We start from the raw sequence: 14,073 nt of genomic DNA, 5'->3' as shown, positions 1-14,073 counted from the left end.
TGACTGTTTGCATCAGAAGCGCACCGCTTCGGTGCAAGAGTGCGGATTCAGACTGCGCAGGTCTTGGGTAAGACTGAAATAGTCAGAATGCGCCGTCGTTGGCTGGGACTGCTCAGTCGGTGATCGAGCCGTTTTCCTCGGCCAGCCGCAGGTACTCCGACAGCAGCCGTGCCGGCTGGAAGTAGCGATCGCGCATCACAGGTTGCTTGTGCGGCCCGACGATGGACGCCAGATCGGACAGCTTCACATGGCCCAGGCCGGGCATGCCTATTCCCAGGTCGATCAGCCCCCATGCCGTATCGCCATCGGCCGGGTCGAGCGCGGCCAGCAGCCAGGTGGCGTGCGCGTCAGGGGTGAACAGTCGCACCGCCGGCATCGGGTCGATGCTTCGGCCAGCGGCGCGTGCCGCGCCGACGGCAAGCAGTTGCGCCTGCTGTTCAGCGGTGACGAGCGGCTGGGTCATGGCCCGAATCCCCACGCATCCGAGGATGCACGGATACGATTTTCCACCGAAGCGCGGAACCGCCGAAGCGGATGCGTGCTTTGGCGGGAAAGCACGAAGGCGCAAGCCATCGAATCCGTACATGCACGGAAACGCAGAAGCGGAATTACGCAGGTCAGGAAAGACACGGATGCGTCTCCCCGGGTCTGGTGAAATCCGCAGTTGCGGATTTCAGTAAAAGCACGGAAGCGGACTAAATTACTGTCATGAGTTAAAGATAACGTGGTTTTAATTGTCCCGCGACTGGACGCTTCTGTCTATGCAGAAGCGATCCGTACAACCTGGCCGACCGGCCGGTACCACCACCTTCGATGCCGAGTTGGCGCAAGCCTTCGGCGCGGCGGTGCGTGCGCTGCGGATGGAACGCGGGATTGCGCAAGAATCGCTGGCCAACCTGGCTGGCATCGAGCGTTCCCATATGGGCAAGGTCGAGCGTGGCGAGCACATGCCCACGCTTGCGATCATCTTCAAGATCGCAAGCGCGCTTAGTTGCAGTACCGCCGTGCTGATGGCCGCGACGGAAAGCCAGCTCGCGTCGGTGTCCGAGACGTAGGCTGTCAGCGAAAAGCGCCCCGCCGCAATGGGCGGGGCGCGGTGGGCGGCCGTCAGGCTGCCTTGGGCTTGCTGCGCGACCAGATCAGGTCGTGCGTGCCGTCCGCGTTCTCGATCAGGCGGGCATAGACCGTCGCCGGGAACGAAGGATCGTCAAGGCTCACGGACAGGTACTCGCGCCCGGCCTCGCTGGTCTTCTTCCACGCCGCGCCGATGTCGTGGCCGGCCGCCTGAAGGTGGAAGTCGGGGGCGTTCTCGCTGTCGCCCTTGTCGTTGGGAACCAGCTTGACCTTGGCGTTGAGGGTCAGGGTGCGGAGCTGGCCGGTGAAGCCGTCTTTCTCTGCGGTGAAGGTGCCGATGTTAGCCATGATGTTTCTCCTTTCGGGTTGAACAAGGTCGCGCCAGTGCGTCCTTGTTGTGATCCGGCCGGCGGGGGATGGGCTGGCCGCACCGCGCAGCGGTCGCAACACCGTGGAGAACCTGGAAGCGAAAAGAATTTGCCGCGCGAGGAAGCCGCGCAGCGGCGGGGAAATTGTTTTCGCTGGAAGGTTGCGGCCATGAAGCCCAAGGCACAGCCGTTCCCTCGCCAGGATTCACGACAAGCCAAGGACGCACCGGCCGCCTGCTCCCGAATGGAGGCGTGGCCGACTCGGCATCCCCGCGTGACGGTTTCCCCGGCTTCCGCCCTGACACAGGCAAGGCCAACATCCCAACGACGAGCGAGAACGCTTCGTGCCGCAGATTGCGGCGAACGTGCTTGAGGCGTGGCGTGGATGCTCCATAGCGAGGTCGGGTGGCGTGTCGGTGAACCGTCCTTCGGGACGTACAGGCGCGAACCGCCAGCGTCGAGGACGGCACGCTTTGGCACAACCTGCCGCAGCAAGCCAGGGCATAGCAGCCCGCGCCACGTCCATTGCGGCGGGCTCCATCTTCACCGCAAGCGGAGCGCGCAGCGACGTAGGCGCGGAGACGTGAGGGATTGAAGCCGAATGGCCGTGACGGCATCGCCGGCATGGGGCGCAGCCCGAGAGCCCGGCGGCGCGTAAGCACCGCCACGCCTTATACCTGCCACCCAAACCGGCCGGCCAGAACCATCCAGCTACATGATGAAGCTGCCCAGGTCGGCATAGCCGTGCGGCTTGATCTTCACCGCAGCCACCCGCGCCTGCATGGCGCGCTTGCACGAGAACTCCTCGCCGCCATCCTGTATCCACGCACCGAGCCGGCGTTCCAGCCAGCCGTGCGCGCACGCCGTACCATCATTGAGACCGTCATTAAAGTCGGCCTCGACCTGCTCGTTGCGGGGGTCGAGCAACACGTGGATCGACAACTCGTCGCCGCTGATCGCCGATACCACGGCCACCGCAGACAAGTCTCCGTCGAAGGTGAAGCGATACTGGCCGCGCTCGCCGCCGTTGTTCTTCGGATCGGCGCCTGGCCACCAGTCCTCGCCTGGCGACAGTCCGAACATGCGCCGTTCCAAGCCGGCGTTGATCGCCGCGACCATCAGGTTGCGCCAACCATTCCAGCGCACCCCACGCTGCTTGCGCAACGGATAGGTCTTGAACGGCGAGTAGGAGCGATCCAACTCCGGCAACAGGTGCAGATCCTCGGGCGGGTTGTAGCCCAGTTGTCGCAGCCGCTGTACCGCACGCGCGTTGCTCGGTTTGCTGGCCTCGGCGGTTGCGCGACCGTCGAGTGCTGCGCGCAGCGCCGCATGAGTCCTGAACCCGAGCGCAGCGGCCACGACTTCGCTCATGTGCGCGGAACGGACGCCACTCACGCGACGCTCGGCCCGCTGTTTGAGGTTGCGGACAGCGGCTTCGGAAACAAAGTAAGTAGATACAGACATGCCAAATTCCTGTGTGCATGGCCGATGTCTGCCGATTACGCATCGACCGAAGGAATGGGCACGGTCAATAAACTAGGTAAAGCTGAAAGAACGTCGTTTAACCCGGCAGTAGGTTCAGCGTGACGCGGCTGTGTTTTTCATCATAGCGCTCGGCAGCCGGGAGGCCAAGCCCGCACCGCCGCCTGGTCGAAGGCGGCGGGGTGCGACGAGTTGTTCTGGACGTGTCATCTGGCGTGGCAAACCTGCCGCGCCAGATTTTTGGGCAGAAGCCCCGGCGCATTACGCCGGGGCCATGCTGCACCCTCACGCGGCGAGTGCGTGGGCCTCCACTTCGTCGGCGGCACCTTCCGACGCATCCACGTCCTGCGCGTCTTCCTGCGGCTCCGTGTCGTGTCCGCTCTTGAACACGGCGGGCATCCAGCCCGTGCCATCGGCCAGCCGTTCCGCCTCGCTGGCAATGTCGGTCTTCTTCAACTTCGCCAGCCGGGTAACGTGCGACGGCGCGAACTCGCCCACGGCTTCCAGAATCACCGGCTTGGCGATGTGGCGGAAATAGCCCTCGGCGGTCGGCTGCCACCATGCGGCCATATCCAGCCCCACGGCCTGCGCCAGTTCCGCGCCCGGCTGGTGCGCCGTGGCGCGAGGCGTCACCACGTCCACGGTCGCCGCCACGCATACCGCCAGCAGACGCACCAGTTCGCCTTGCTCCATCGCCAGCAGCGCGGCGAACAGTTCGGCGCTGTCCTGCGGCAGCGCTTCGCCCGCGACCCGCTGCAACTCGCGCAGGGCTAAGGCGGCAGGCGATTCGGGCCAGTCGGGGGCCATGCCTTCCAGCCGGTCTTGCACTTTCAGGCTCACGCCTAGCGGCAGGTCGTGGCCGTAGTGGCTGTCCTGCAAGACGGTCTGCACCATGCCATGCACCAGCGCGGCCAGCGCGACATGCGGATGCCGGGCCACTTCGATTTGCAGCGCGGCGGTGCGGTGCGCGCTCAAGCGCTGCGCCAGCCGGTCGGACAGGCTCGCGGCCTTGGGTGCTTCGCCGGTGTCGTCGTCTTGCTCGTCGTTCGAGTCGTCGCCTGCGCTGAAACCCTGCCGCAGCTTTTCCAGCGTGCGCAGTGCCTTCGCCTCGGCTTCGCGCAGCAGGCCACTATGAATCACGGCCTCGCCGTTGCGGTCGAGGGTGACAACAGCACCGGCCACGGCGCGCACGTCCGGGGCGTAGCCCTGCAAGGCATCCTCCACGGCTTGCAGTTCCCCGGCGACCTGTTCGCGGCGCGGTTCCAGCGCTTCGGTCTTGTCCTCGTCCTCGGCGTCGTAGGCTTCTTCCAGTTCGGCGTCGATCTTGTCGAGGCGGGTTTGGAGCGAGGCGATGCGACGGACTTCGCGGGCGCTCGGTTCGCGGCGCTGGCGCGGTGCGTTCTGGAACGCCTGCCGCTCTGCATAGCTCATGTGCGGCACGGCTTCGACCCACGCCCAACCCTCGGCGCGCACGTCCCCGGCCAGCGCATCCAGCTTGTCGCGCACTAGCGTTTCCAGGAGCGCGGCGTCGGTCAGGTAGGTTCCGGCATCGCCTTCCGCGAACAGGTCGCGGCGGATGCCGCCGCCCGCCGCCGTGTAGGCATCCAGCCCGGCGAAGCGCACCAGCGGATGCGTGGCGTCGGTTTCGCGCTCGGTCAGGCGTTCGCGCAGCGCGGACGCGCCACGCTGCCATTCGGGCGCACCGTAGAACGCCGCTTCCTGCGCGGCGTGGTCGTCGGTGATGGTCAGGGCCATCAACTGTTCCAGCGTGACGGCTGCGGCCCGGTAGTCGGCCAGCAGGCGCGGCGAGACGTTGGCCAGCTTCAAGCGGCGCTGCACCACCAGCGGGGACACGCTGAAGTCGGCGGCAATGTCCTCGATGGGCCGGCTTTCCTTGACCAGCGCGGCGAACGCCTCGAACTGGTCGGCTGGATGCATCTGCTCGCGCAGTAGGTTTTCCGCGAGGCTGACGGTACGGGCCGAAGCGTCCGGCACCAGCAGGCAAGGCACCTCAAAGTCGGCGGCAATGCGCTTCTTCTTCGCCAGCAGCTTCAACGCGGTCAGCCGGCGGTCGCCCGCCACCACTTCGTATTGCTCGCGATCGGCGGACAGGATGACGACGAGGTTTTGCAGCAGACCGATGCGGGCGATGCTCGCGGCCAGTTCGGGAATGGACAGGCGCGGGGTCTTGCGTGCGTTGCGCTTGGAGCGGCGCGGCAGCAACTGCGAGAGCGGAACCAAAATCAGGTTCTTGGTCGGGTCGGCCACTTCCAGCGGCGCGGCGGTGGTTTCGATGGCGCGGGCTTCGATTTGGGTAACGGCGTTCATGGTGATCACTCCTAGCGGTTGGGATGCAGCAGCGAGAAAAGCGGCAAGAGCTGCTGCCTGCCCCTGCCGCATGGGGATTCAGGCTTTCAACTGGCGCATGCCATCGGCCAGCAGCCAGAGGGCGCGATTCAGTCGGATGTTTTGGTCGATGCCGTGCACCGGACGGGTCTGCTGGCGGCGTCCGTTGGCGCTGCACCCACGCAGGCCGCCTTGGGTCAGGTTCTCTTGCGCCCGGTTGAATACGCTCCACAAGTCCGGGCGGCGGTCGTCGAAGCGGCGCGGCATCAGGATTTGCGACTCCGTGATGGGTGCGGGCTTGTCGGGGTCGTCGTACTTGAGGGCCAGCGCGGCACGGGCGAACACTTCGGATTCGCCATCGTTCAAGGTGATGGCGTGCATGGCATCGCGGGATTCCTTCACCCGGTCGAAGCCGCTCAACACTTCGTAAGCGCCTTCGATGACGTGTCCGGCCACGTCGCCTTTATGCGGCACGCGCACGTCCGCCACCGTGTCGCCGCAGACAAGGCCATTGCTGCAAACGAACCGGAACATCCCGGCCAGCATCTGATAGCTGCTCGTGCCGTCATGGGAGTTCAACAGCACGATTTCGTTGGCTTCCGCGCCGTTGATCTGGCTGGCATGGCGCAGGCGCAGCATGTGTTTGGTGTATTCGCGGCGGTCGTCGTGCCGCACGCGGGTTTGCGCTGCCATGAAGGGTTCAAACCCTTCCTTGCGCAGTTCCGCCAGCACGGCAGCGGTGGGGATATAGGCGTACCGCTCGGAACGGCTCTCATGCGGGGCGTCCGCGAAGATGGACGGCGCGACCCTGCGGATTTGGTCGTCGGACAGCGGGTAATCGCTGCGCAGCGACGGGGAACGGGAAGCGAAACGGGATGCGAGTTGCATGGTTGGTTCTCCTGACAAAGAAGGGTTTGCTGTTCAAACCGCACACCGGATTCCTAGATTCGGAGCCCAGCCTTTCGGCTGTTCGGTGCGGTTGGCACGAGGAACCCGGTTGGCCCTGTTGCCACCGTCTTTCCTGAGTTCATCGCCCGCGACGGTCAGGAGCGCGCGGACGGGGGCCGTCAAGGAAACAAGTGCAGGGTTGGTGCGGCCCGCAGGCGCAGCCGAGGACACGGCCCTGCGCGCCTTGACGGCACACGGCCGCGGGCTACAGTCGCGAGCAAGGTGATGAAGTCAGGGGAGACGGCTGGACAAGGCAACGGCCGCCTTGATGTGCAGACCGCACGCAAGCGAAGCGCGCAGGCCCGAAGCTAGAAGCCGGGCCGTAGGCGTCAGCGATGTGGAAGGCTGGCGAAGCCAGTCCCGTCAGGGATGAGCGAATAGCGAACCTGGAGCAGCGCAATCCGCGAAGCGGAGACGCAGGAAGGCTCTTCGTCTATTATTTGTTTTGAAGGCGGGTATGGTTAAAGCAAAAATTAATAACCGCTTCAGACTCAGTCGAGTTCGTCCGACTTGATCTTGCGTGAACCAAGGGACGTGTTGAAGAACAAAAATTGGGGAGCCTACAAGTGATCGTTTGCATTAACCGTCTCAAGCAGTTCGGTATCTTCAACGACTTCAACGGCACGAAGATTCAGAAGTTCGGCAAGTACAACCTTGTCTATGGCTGGAACGGGACAGGGAAATCAACCCTGTCAAATCTGTTCTCTTGCTTTGAGCTTCGCTCGCTGGTTCCCCGCTTCAGTGCTGGTCAGTTCTCAATCGCTTTAGAGGACGGCTCAACCATCACGGAAACGACTCTTCCCTTATGCCAATTGAACATTCATGTGTTCAACCAACGTTTCATTCATGAAAACATTGATTGGGATAAGTCTGTAAAAAGTATTCTTCTCATTGCAAAAGAGAAGATTGATGATTTACAGAAGCTGGAAAAATTGAAAGGGGAACTTCAATCAAAGAAGAAGTCCCATGACGAAAAGATAGGCGATGTCAAGAAGCAGCGCGAAGCATTGGAAAAATTTCTGACCAATGCCGCAAGGAAAATGAAGCTGGGACTTCAGGCGATTGACACGAGCGATAGCTATTATCTGAATTATGACCGTCGAAAGCTCTCTACTTTCATTCAGAACAATAGCGAGACAATTGTAAAAACAGAGTCGGTTCTTCCGGATGAGAAGGTTATCAACCTGACGAATGCCGCCAGGCCTGACCAGCTTCCAAGCATCACTTTCGCCTCAACGGCCATTGAACCGGACTATTTTAAGAAAGCGGCAGGTCGCATCAGGGACTTGATTGGGACGACAGCATTCAATCAAGCTGTCCAGCGGCTGACTGATAACCCCGACATCCGCGACTGGGTTCAAACCGGCTTGGAAATCCATAAACACCATGACTCGCAGTCCTGCGAGTTCTGCGGCTCCCCGTTTACCCAGCTTCGTGCCGAGGCACTTTCCGCCCACTTCAGCAAAGAGTTCACGGACTTTCAAAAGCGGCTTCAGAGCGCCGCGACTTGGATTGAGTCTCAAGGGGCTCCAGCCAATCAGTTGCCCACAGCGACGGAGTTTTATAAAGAGCTATCGGCTGACTCAGAGAAGCTTCAGAAGGAATACACATCTGCTGCTGAGAAGATCAACCAGCAGATAGAAGGATGGCGGGAAGCTCTGAAAGCCAAAATTACAGACCCTGCAAAGACAGACATTCAGATTTTGGATGTGGTCGAAGAGGATGTCACAAATTTCAATGAAATCCTGAAGTCGATCGTTGCGCTGGTCGGCAAGCACAACAATAAAACTTCAAACTTCAAATCTGAGACCTCAAAAAGCAAGGTGGCACTGGAACTTCACTTTGCTGCGGCTGAGGTGCAAGAATTTGACTATGCTGGAAGTGAAAAGAAGTGCAATGACCTTGAGGCTGAAGCAAAAAATGACTACAAGGAAATTGAAAAGCTCGGTCAAGAGGTCGGAGCAATAGAGGCACTGCTCTCAAATGAGACGGTTGGAGCGAAGGAGTTCAATGACATCTTACATCGCTTCATTGGCCGCTCTGAGCTTTGCCTGAGCTTTAATCAGAAAAAGAAAGGCTATGAAATCATTAGAAACGGGGTGGGTGAACATGACGGGAATTTGAGCGAAGGTGAGAAGACTGCGATTGCATTTGTCTATTTCATCACGAAGCTCAAAGAGAACGGAAACAACATCAAGGATACGATTGTCGTCGTTGACGATCCCGTCTCAAGCTTTGACTCGAATCACTTGTTTCATGCCTACTCGTTCCTGAGAACTCAATGCACGGAAGCCAAACAACTTTTTGTGCTGACTCACAACTTCACCTACTTCAAGCTAGTGAGAGACTGGTTTACTGGAACAAACAGGAACAGGATTGCCAAAGGAAAACCGGAGAATTGCTTCTTCTATCGACTGGATGCACCGCCTGGCTCACCCCGCCATTCGTTGCTTGTTGACGCCGATGAGTCTCTGAAGAATTACGGATCTGAGTATCACTACATCTTCAAGAAGCTGTATGAGTACAGGGCGCATACGACTCTTAACAGAGATGAAGCCTTTTTGACTGCGAACCTCGCCCGCAAACTCGTTGAATCGTTCTTTACCTTCAAGTATCCAAAGCGGAGAAGCGACATCAGCCAGTTGATGGATGTTGGGCTGAAAGACTGCACCATCACAACACCGGAACTCAAGGAAAAAATTTACCGTTTTATCAACAAATATTCGCATAGCGATGTAATTGAAATAACCGAGGAATCGGCAGAAAATTTGGCAGGCGAAAGCCATAGCGTCATCGGGCACATCTTTCAGTGGATGGAAGAAGTGGACAAGAAGCACTATGACGAAATGACTCAAGTTGCGATTGACTGAGGATGCGTCAAGGAAAGATGGTGACGTTTCTGCAAGAAGCGGAATTACGAGGTCAGAAATGCCCGCAGTACATCGACAGTTCGCCTCTTAGCGTTACCCGTTCATACCTACTCATGAACGAATCTTTTGGCTTAAATAATGAAAGATCGTTCGGACAGCATTCACAACCAATGCACCTTCAGCCAATTCAACAATATTTTCGTTGGGATGCGCGATGCTCCCATGATTGCGAAGGGTATTCAGCGCATCGAGAACGGAAGCAAACGATGCCAAAACCCTTCCAGTTTCACCGTCATGCTCGCCCAACGACTGCAACGCAGGATGTTGGGCGCGAAGGGTCTTGTATGCCTGAGTGAGAGTCGCGCCATCCGCAAGTGGGATCTCCGCTTCTCGACAGACGGACTTCAAGTATCCGTGCATGGCGGTATGAAGCCGGTCGATCGTGCTTGGCGCTCCGGAGGTGGTGAGCAGGTGATCGGCATCAGCCAAGGCACGGCGCACGACATCGGATGCAGAGACTGCTGGCAGTACAGCGGGAACATGTCCTGCTTGATAGCCTAGTTCAATCAGCTTGCTCGCCTGTTCCCGCTCAAGGTGCGGGTGGACTTTGGGGTGTTCTATGACAGCCACCAAGGCTCGCATATCGTTATTGATGAAAAATTCAAGAGCCTGGAAGACACAAGCTCCATAGTCGTCATCCCCGAATCCTAGGCTTCGGAGCAGCCGTGCGTGCCCCCGGATGTAGTCGTGGAGCCCGGTCAGATAACCAAGTTCATGCCAGTCGGTCGCATTGAACTCCGAAACGATGGCGCGTTGCGTGGCAAGCATGAGAGAGCCTCGCCACGCTGAATCTTCTAGTAGATGATGGTTCATTTCGCCCCCCTGGAAATGAACAATTTACCTTAGATTAGTGCATACGCAGCCATCTCAGTGCTGATCCACGCTGCGTTCTTTAATCTGCAAGCGCGCCCGCTCGGTGGCCTGCTGCAACCGCTCGCCCAGCACTGCACGCGGCGGCAAGGTGGTCAGGTATTCGGCAACGTGGATGCCGGATTTGTCCAATTCCAGCAGTTCGATTTGCTCGCGCTTCTTGCCCGTGCAGAGGATGATTCCCAGGGGCGAGGCTTCCTCCGGCTCGCGTTCGTGCTTGTCGAGCCAGCGCAAGTAAAGCTCCATCTGCCCCTTGTAGGCCGCCTTGAACTCGCCGATCTTCAACTCCACCGCCACCAGTCGGCGCAGCTTGCGGTTGTAGAACAGCAGATCAAGGTGGAAATCCTCGTCGTCAATCGGGATGCGCTTCTGCCGGGCGACGAATGAGAAGCCCGCGCCTAGTTCTAGCAGGAAGGACTCCATTTCGCGGATGATTGCCGCCTCCAAGTCGCTTTCCTGCCAAGTGTCTCGCAGGCCCAGGAAGTCGAGAATGTATGGATCGCGCATGACCAGCGCCGGCGACATACGCTGCGCGTCGCGCAAGGTCGCCAGTTCCTGCACGATGGTTTCGTCCGGCTTCTTGGAAAGCGCCGTGCGCTCGTACAGCATCGAGTCGATGCGCTCGCGCAGCGTTCGCACGCTCCAGCGTTCGGCGCTGGCCATCTGTGCGTAGTAGTCCCGCTGTAGCGGCTCTTTCAGTGGGATCAGCGCCACAAAATGCGACCAGCTCAATTGTCGTGACAGCGTCACGACAATTGGCTCGTCCGGGAAGGTGGCGGCGAACTGCACCATCCGGCGCAGATTCTTGTCCGCAAAGCTGCGTCCGTAGTCGCCGACAAGCTGCTCGGCCAGGGTCGGCAGGATTTCTTCGCCATAGCCGGCCCGCTGTCCGGCCAGCACTTCCGTATGGATGCGATGGCCGACGCGCCAGAACAGCAGAGTCAGTTCCGCATTGACCGCCAAGGCGGCACGTTGCCGCGACGCCTCGATCAGTGCCCGAATGTCGCCCAGCAGCGCCGAAGGCGCTGCGGGTGACGTGATGGATGCCTTGCGCTTGCTCATGCCAAGGCCTCCGCTGGCTGCCGCGCGCCAGTGATTGCCTGGCGCCGGCTGGCTACCAGCTCGGCCGCATCGCGCACCGGCTTGTCCTCGGTGTGGACGTAGTGCATGAACATCGCCACGGTCTTGTGCCCAGTCAGCTTCATGCCTACCTTAGTCGGCACGCCCGAATTGGCAATGTCGGTCGTCGAGCGGTGGCGGATGCCGTGCGTGCCGACGTGCGGAACGCCGGCGGCCTTGAGCACGCGCTTCCAGCCACCGTAGTGCTCGCCAAAGGTCAGGTGCTTGGTCGGGTCGTTGGGCGACGGCAGGACATAGGAGCAACCTTCACGGCGCGGCGCCGTCGAAAACAGCCGATAGGCTTCTGCACTCATGGGCTTTGAAAGGCCGCCGGTCTTGCTGTCTGGCCAGACTACGCGCCGATTCTCCAGATCGACCCAATCCCATTCGAGCATGCAGATTTCGGAGCGACGGCCGGCGAACTCGAATTGCAGGCGGATCGCCAGCGGAATGACGTAGTTCTCCAGTCCTTCCGCCTCCAGCTTCTCCAGATGGCGGAAGATCAGCGCCAGTTCGTCGTCCACGATGAGTCGGGTCTCCTTGCCAGGCGGGTACATCGGGACGTGACGGCACGGATTGGTGCCGTCTGGGCGCAGTCCCCACACTTCGGCCAGGTTGAACATCTTGCGCAGCACGCCGAAGGTGCGGTTGGCCTCGGCCTGCTTGGAGGCCAGTTTCTTCATCAGCGCGGCCACATCCGGGCGCTTTACGTCCTGCACCTTCACCCGCCCCATGATTGGGATGATGCAGCGGTCAATGACGCCCTGGTAGCCGCGCTGGGTGCTGGGCTTGTTACGCTGCTTGGAGTAGTCCTCCATGAAGGTGTGGCAGAACTCCTTCATGGTCGGAGCCTTGCGGGCGGCGTTCTTGGCCGCGCTGGGGTCGCCGCCCTTGCGCACCTCGGCCAGCCACTCCTGCGCCATCGCGCGTGCCTGATCAACGGTCAGCTCCCCGTACTGGCCCAAGGCAGGCTTGCGGCGCTCACCGGCGTTCGTGCGGTACTGAAGCATGAACACCTTGCGCCCCGCCGGGGTGATCTTGCATAGGAAGCCTGGAACCACGGTATCCCGCAGTTCGACGGCCTTGGCCTGGGGTTGCGCCGCATCGACCGCGGACTTGGTGAGCTTGATCTTCGCCATGATGACTCCTCGGAAAGCCCGGTTTCCAAGAGCCGCATGGGAGCCACGCGAGGGGAAGCCGGGTCAAGTTTCGGAAAGAACCGGCATATGTTGAACTCGCCTAAGTGATTGATAAACCTGCTGTATCGAGCCTTGGCGTAGCCCAGCGAATTGCGGTACTGGAGTCATCGTGAAACAAAAAAAGACGCACGGCCACAGGGCCGTGCGCTTGGGAAGTATCGACCCGGCCCCGATCAGGCCGGGCCGACAACGACATGCTAGGCTCGTCGGCATCATGGGTACAGAACCAGATGCGGGTTGAGTCGATGGATACAGAAGACATCACCACGATGATCCCACCCCGCTACCAGCGGCTGTCGGACGAGCTGGCTGAAGCCATCCACGGCGGGCGCCTGCCGGTCGGCAGCCGGTTACCGTCGCTGCGGCAGATGGCTTCGCAGCGCCAGCTCAGCCTGAACACCGTGATTGCGGCCTATCGCCAGCTGGAAGACGCCGGACTGGTCATTCCACGGCCGAAGGCCGGCTTCGAAGTCGCGCCGCGACTGTCGGCGCCGCAGCGTTCGCTGCGCGATGCACCGTCGGCACCCACTGCGCCGCTGCAGCAGGTGCTGATGGCCCGCGTGCTGGAAGCACAGCGCCGCCCCGGCGTGGTCGACCTGGCCTTTGCCGGCCCACGCGGACGACAGTTCTACCCGGGCGCGCAGCTGGCAAGGCATACCGCACAGGTGCTGCGACATGGCCAGCAGACCGTCGAAACCTATGCCCGCCCCAACGGTTCGCAGCGCCTGCTGGCGCAGATCGTGCGGCGTGGGCCCCGACTGGGCCTGCATACCCATGCCGAGCACCTGCTGCTGACCCATGGCGCGATGGAGGCACTGCAGCTGGCCCTGCGCGCAGTCACCCAGGCCGGTGATGCCGTCGGCATCGAAGCGCCCTCGTACTTCAACCTGTACCCCTTGCTGACCACGCTCGGCCTGCAGCCGATCGAACTGCCCACCCATCCGCAGCGCGGCCTGGACGTGGATGCGCTGGAAGCACTGCTGGAACACACGCCGCTGGCGGCGCTGGTGGTGATGCCGACCGTACACAACCCTCTGGGCTGCACGATGCCGATCGCCGACAAGCAACGTCTGGCCGAGCTGGTCAACGCACGCCAGTTGCCGCTGATCGAAGATGCGGTGTACGCCGAACTGCAGTTCTGCGAGCCGCCGGCGCCCTTGCTGAAGGCGTTCGACCGCGATGGTTGGGTGATGGTGGTCGGTGGCTTTTCGAAGACGCTGGCACCCGACTACCGGATCGGCTGGCTCGATGGCGGACGCTTCGCCGAACGCATCGCGCTGCTCAAATTCCAGTCCACCGGCGGCGAACCGCAGCTGCTCGGTGATGCGGTGGCCGCTTACCTGGAAGCAGGTAGTTACGAGCACCACCTGCATCGCATGCGCCGGTTGTACCGCGAGCAGGTCGGTCGCCTGCGGCAACTGGTCGCCGAACATTTCCCGGCCGGCACCTGCGCCACCGAGCCGCAGGGAGGATTCCTGCTGTGGCTCGAGTTGCCTGGCGTGGACACCCGTGAACTGTTCGAGCGCGCTCTGGCAGAGGACATCGTGTTCATGCCGGGCCAGGTGTATTCGCGTGGCGCGCGGTACCGGCACTGCCTGCGGTTGTCGTGTTGCCAGACCCTGGACGCGCGCTTCATCGGTGCGGTGGAACGGTTGGGTGCGATCGCGCGGGAGCTGGTGGTGCGCTGATGGATCGGTAGCGCCGGGCCATGCCCGGCGGCTTCTCTGCCTACCGCGC

11 protein-coding genes are annotated in these 14,073 nt (G+C 61.0%); 3 read left to right on the top strand and 8 right to left on the bottom strand.

Translation table 11 applies throughout. The features are described 5' to 3' along the window. Nucleotides 1-112 precede the first annotated feature (112 nt). Complete coding sequence (locus QOL57_RS17875) at nucleotides 113-463, bottom strand: DUF2958 domain-containing protein (RefSeq protein ID WP_005304580.1); 351 nt, start codon at nucleotides 461-463, stop codon at nucleotides 113-115. A 298-nt stretch (nucleotides 464-761) separates the two neighbouring features. On the opposite strand from QOL57_RS17875, the gene QOL57_RS17870 reads away from it, so the two are divergent. Next, the gene (locus tag QOL57_RS17870) at nucleotides 762-1,055 is read left to right on the top strand and encodes a helix-turn-helix transcriptional regulator (protein ID WP_089238502.1); all 294 of its coding nucleotides are present in this window, start codon (nucleotides 762-764) and stop codon (nucleotides 1,053-1,055) included. A 52-nt stretch (nucleotides 1,056-1,107) separates the two neighbouring features. Here QOL57_RS17870 and QOL57_RS17865 read toward each other — a convergent pair whose 3' ends face one another. The 4 genes from QOL57_RS17865 to QOL57_RS17850 form a co-directional block, all read right to left on the bottom strand. Further along, nucleotides 1,108-1,422, bottom strand: coding sequence for a DUF736 domain-containing protein (locus tag QOL57_RS17865; RefSeq protein WP_089238500.1), 315 nt, complete (start codon nucleotides 1,420-1,422; stop codon nucleotides 1,108-1,110). A 731-nt stretch (nucleotides 1,423-2,153) separates the two neighbouring features. Next, a complete protein-coding gene (locus QOL57_RS17860; protein ID WP_089238496.1) occupies nucleotides 2,154-2,813 on the bottom strand; it encodes a hypothetical protein in 660 nt (219 codons plus the stop codon). A 396-nt stretch (nucleotides 2,814-3,209) separates the two neighbouring features. Then, nucleotides 3,210-5,252 (bottom strand): ParB/RepB/Spo0J family partition protein, encoded by a 2,043-nt coding sequence (locus QOL57_RS17855; RefSeq protein WP_089238494.1) that lies wholly within the window; start codon nucleotides 5,250-5,252, stop codon nucleotides 3,210-3,212. A 78-nt stretch (nucleotides 5,253-5,330) separates the two neighbouring features. Continuing rightward, nucleotides 5,331-6,158: a DUF932 domain-containing protein gene (locus QOL57_RS17850; RefSeq protein ID WP_089238492.1), complete on the bottom strand. Its 828-nt coding sequence runs from the start codon at nucleotides 6,156-6,158 to the stop codon at nucleotides 5,331-5,333. Nucleotides 6,159-6,784: 626 nt separating this feature from the next. On the opposite strand from QOL57_RS17850, the gene QOL57_RS17845 reads away from it, so the two are divergent. After that, nucleotides 6,785-9,088, top strand: a complete 2,304-nt coding sequence (locus QOL57_RS17845; protein WP_089241166.1) for an AAA family ATPase — start codon at nucleotides 6,785-6,787, stop codon at nucleotides 9,086-9,088. A 111-nt stretch (nucleotides 9,089-9,199) separates the two neighbouring features. Here QOL57_RS17845 and QOL57_RS17840 read toward each other — a convergent pair whose 3' ends face one another. The 3 genes from QOL57_RS17840 to QOL57_RS17830 form a co-directional block, all read right to left on the bottom strand. Further along, nucleotides 9,200-9,916 carry an abortive infection family protein gene (locus QOL57_RS17840; RefSeq protein WP_089238490.1) on the bottom strand — a complete coding sequence of 239 codons (717 nt, stop codon included), beginning with the start codon at nucleotides 9,914-9,916 and terminating at the stop codon, nucleotides 9,200-9,202. A gap of 99 nt (nucleotides 9,917-10,015) precedes the next feature. Beyond that, the gene (locus QOL57_RS17835) at nucleotides 10,016-11,080 is read right to left on the bottom strand and encodes a PDDEXK nuclease domain-containing protein (protein ID WP_089238488.1); all 1,065 of its coding nucleotides are present in this window, start codon (nucleotides 11,078-11,080) and stop codon (nucleotides 10,016-10,018) included. Beyond that, nucleotides 11,077-12,276 (bottom strand): site-specific integrase, encoded by a 1,200-nt coding sequence (locus tag QOL57_RS17830; RefSeq protein ID WP_089238486.1) that lies wholly within the window; start codon nucleotides 12,274-12,276, stop codon nucleotides 11,077-11,079. Before QOL57_RS17830 ends, QOL57_RS17835 begins: the two co-directional genes overlap by 4 nt. Before the next feature lie 305 nt (nucleotides 12,277-12,581). On the opposite strand from QOL57_RS17830, the gene QOL57_RS17825 reads away from it, so the two are divergent. Then, on the top strand, nucleotides 12,582-14,024 hold the full coding sequence (locus tag QOL57_RS17825; RefSeq protein ID WP_089238482.1) for a PLP-dependent aminotransferase family protein: 1,443 nt from the start codon (nucleotides 12,582-12,584) through the stop codon (nucleotides 14,022-14,024). Nucleotides 14,025-14,073: the final 49 nt, after the last annotated feature.

Origin of the sequence: Stenotrophomonas sp. yr243 (assembly GCF_900184195.1) — a bacterium.
GTDB classification, from domain to species: domain Bacteria; phylum Pseudomonadota; class Gammaproteobacteria; order Xanthomonadales; family Xanthomonadaceae; genus Stenotrophomonas; species Stenotrophomonas lactitubi.
This window is presented reverse-complemented; position numbering and strand designations above follow the sequence as displayed.

What these genes read in the sequence shown, in the direction of transcription:
- QOL57_RS17875 (WP_005304580.1), bottom strand. Translation starts at nt 463, where the DNA reads ATGACCCAGCCGCTCGTCACCGCTGAACAGCAGGCGCAACTGCTTGCC.
- QOL57_RS17870 (WP_089238502.1), top strand. Translation starts at nt 762, where the DNA reads ATGCAGAAGCGATCCGTACAACCTGGCCGACCGGCCGGTACCACCACC.
- QOL57_RS17865 (WP_089238500.1), bottom strand. Translation starts at nt 1,422, where the DNA reads ATGGCTAACATCGGCACCTTCACCGCAGAGAAAGACGGCTTCACCGGC.
- QOL57_RS17860 (WP_089238496.1), bottom strand. Translation starts at nt 2,813, where the DNA reads ATGAGCGAAGTCGTGGCCGCTGCGCTCGGGTTCAGGACTCATGCGGCG.
- QOL57_RS17855 (WP_089238494.1), bottom strand. Translation starts at nt 5,252, where the DNA reads ATGAACGCCGTTACCCAAATCGAAGCCCGCGCCATCGAAACCACCGCC.
- QOL57_RS17850 (WP_089238492.1), bottom strand. Translation starts at nt 6,158, where the DNA reads ATGCAACTCGCATCCCGTTTCGCTTCCCGTTCCCCGTCGCTGCGCAGC.
- QOL57_RS17840 (WP_089238490.1), bottom strand. Translation starts at nt 9,916, where the DNA reads ATGCTTGCCACGCAACGCGCCATCGTTTCGGAGTTCAATGCGACCGAC.
- QOL57_RS17835 (WP_089238488.1), bottom strand. Translation starts at nt 11,080, where the DNA reads ATGAGCAAGCGCAAGGCATCCATCACGTCACCCGCAGCGCCTTCGGCG.
- QOL57_RS17830 (WP_089238486.1), bottom strand. Translation starts at nt 12,276, where the DNA reads ATGGCGAAGATCAAGCTCACCAAGTCCGCGGTCGATGCGGCGCAACCC.
- QOL57_RS17825 (WP_089238482.1), top strand. Translation starts at nt 12,582, where the DNA reads ATGGATACAGAAGACATCACCACGATGATCCCACCCCGCTACCAGCGG.